This is a genomic window from Pseudonocardia pini, from assembly GCF_013870575.1.
GTDB classification, from domain to species: Bacteria; Actinomycetota; Actinomycetes; order Mycobacteriales; family Pseudonocardiaceae; genus Pseudonocardia; species Pseudonocardia pini.
In genome coordinates, this window is record NZ_JACBXB010000847.1 from 1 (window position 1) to 2,216 (window position 2,216).

Below are 2,216 nucleotides of genomic sequence, written 5' to 3' on the forward strand. Positions count from 1 at the left end.
CGAGGCGGGCAGAGCACACGAGCCGCCCGCCCGCACCGGTGCGGGCAGAGCAAAGCCTCGCTTCGACCTGGCCGGGACCCTGCTGCTCACCCTCGGCATGTCCCTGCTGATCCTCACGGTGGTGCACGCGCCGGAGGTGTCCGTGCCGGTCAGCGTGACCACCGGGGTCGGGGCGGTGCTCGCCCTGACCGGGTTCGTCGCCGTCGAGCGGCGGGTCGCGCAGCCCCTGCTGAGGCTGGGGATCCTCCGGGTGTCGAGCCTGCGCCGGGCGAACCTCGGGGCGATGACGCTGGTCGGCTCGTTCATGGCGTTCCAGTTCACGGCCGTGCTGTTCCTGCAGGAGCGGCTGGGCTGGTCGTCGATCGAGACGGGGCTGCTGCTGGCGGTCGGCGGCCTGGACGCGGTCCTCGCGCCGACGCTCGCACCGCCGCTGGTCCGGCGGTTCGGCAACGGCCGGGTGCTCGTCGCGGGACTGGTCGCGGCGGTGCTCGGGTACGCCGCGTTCCTCCCGCTGAACGGCTCCGTCGCCGCGATGGTGGCCGGGCTGCTCGCGATCAGCGTGGCGTTCGCGCTGGCCTACGGACCGCTCACGCTCGTGGGCACCGACAGCGCCGACGAGTCCGAGCAGGGCCTGGCCAGTGGCCTGATGACCATGTCCTTCCAGTTCGGCGGGGCGATCGGCCTGGCGATCGCCACCGCCGCGGTCCTCACCGCGGACCTGCACGCGGGCATGGTGGTCGCGGTCCTGCTCGCCGTCGTCGGGCTCGCGGTCACCCTGCCGCCGGCACGTACGCAGGCCGGGCGATGACCAGGTCGTGCACGAACCGCAGCTTGTCCAGCACGGTCGGGGCCAGCACGAAGGGGTAGAGGTCCTCATAGCCCATCGAGCGGTTGACGGCGTTGAGCGCGGCGGTGAGCGGGAGCCAGGTCTCGACCAGGGCGTCGAAGTCCTTCTCGCTCTCCTCCGGGTCCGAGGTCAGCGCCGGGCCGTGCACGCTGATCCCGAAGGCCGAGGCGGTCTGCGAGGTGTCTCGGATGTGCAGGTAGTGGGCGAAGGTCTCGGCCCAGTCCTCCCACGGGTGGGCGGTCGCGTACGTGGACACGTACGACTCCTCCCACCCGGGGGCGGGCTCGGAGGAGTAGTGCCGCTCCAGGGCGTCCATGTAGGACTCCGACTCGTCCCCGAACAGGGCGCGGAAGTCCGCGGTCCGGCCCGGCCGGTCGACGAGGACCTCCCAGTACCAGTGCCCGGTCTCGTGCCGCAGGTGCCCGAGCAGGGTCCGGTACGGCTCGGCGAGCTGCACCCGCATCTGCTCCCGGTGCCCCGCGTCGCCCTCGGCGAGGTCGAGGGTCACGATCCCGCTCGCGTGCCCGGTGGTCACCGGCTCGTGCGCGCTGGAGAGCAGGTCGAACGCCAGTCCCCCCACGGGATCCGTCGCACGCCCCGCCAGCGGCAGGCCCAGGTCGTCGATCTGGAAGAGCAGCCGACGCTTGGCCTGCTCGGTGAGGGCGAAGGCCTTCATGCCCTCGACGTCGTCGTCCGCGGGGCGGGTGCGGGTGAGCGCGCAGCAGTCACAGAGCCCGCCCGGATCCGGGGCGAGCCAGTTGCAGGTCGCGAGGGTCAGGTTGGCGCACGGGTCCCCCTCCGCGGTCCGAACAAGGGACCGGGCGGAACGGGAGTAGCTGATCTCCGTGGAGCAGTTCAGGCAGACGGAGTTCTCGAAGTAGACGAGGAAGGAACAGTGGGGACAGGCGAAGGCGCGCACCGGGTCCGTTACCCCGCCGACAGCCGTTCCATGTCCACGGACACGGCCATCACACTCTTGGCCGAGTCCGTGAAGATCACACCCTTCAGCGGCGGGACGTCGCCGTAGTCCCGGCCGTGCGCGAGCACCACGAACTGCTCGTCGACGACCCTGTCGTTCGTGGGGTCCAGGTCCAGCCAGCCGTCCCCGGTCCACACCGAGACCCACGCGTGCGAGGCGTCCACCCCGCGCAGCTTCGGCTTCCCGGGCGGCGGGAGGGTCTCCAGGTACCCGCTCACGTACCGGGCGGGCAGGCCGCGGCTGCGCAGGCCCGCGACCGCGAGGTGCGCGAAGTCCTGGCACACGCCCTCGCCGCCGGTGAGCAGGTCGGTCACCGTGGACCGGACCGTGGTGGAGCCGCTGACGTAGTCGAAGTCGTCGTGGATGCGGCGGCACAGCTCGGCCGCGGCC

Annotated in this window: 3 protein-coding genes; 1 reads left to right on the top strand and 2 read right to left on the bottom strand. The window is 72.2% G+C overall.

Going from position 1 to position 2,216, the window contains the following annotated elements:
- Positions 1 to 808, top strand: an 808-nt coding sequence (locus tag H5J29_RS29820) for an MFS transporter (protein ID WP_181784299.1), incomplete at its 5' end; no start/stop codon positions are given.
- Here H5J29_RS29820 and H5J29_RS29825 read toward each other — a convergent pair.
- Entirely contained in the window at positions 771 to 1,766 is a 996-nt protein-coding gene (locus H5J29_RS29825) for a zinc-binding metallopeptidase family protein (RefSeq protein WP_181784300.1), read from the bottom strand. The two genes, H5J29_RS29820 and H5J29_RS29825, sit on opposite strands and share 38 nt — an antisense overlap.
- A gap of 8 nt (positions 1,767 to 1,774) precedes the next feature.
- Positions 1,775 to 2,216: transglutaminase-like domain-containing protein (locus H5J29_RS29830; RefSeq protein ID WP_181784301.1), on the bottom strand; the 442-nt coding region annotated here is incomplete at its 5' end.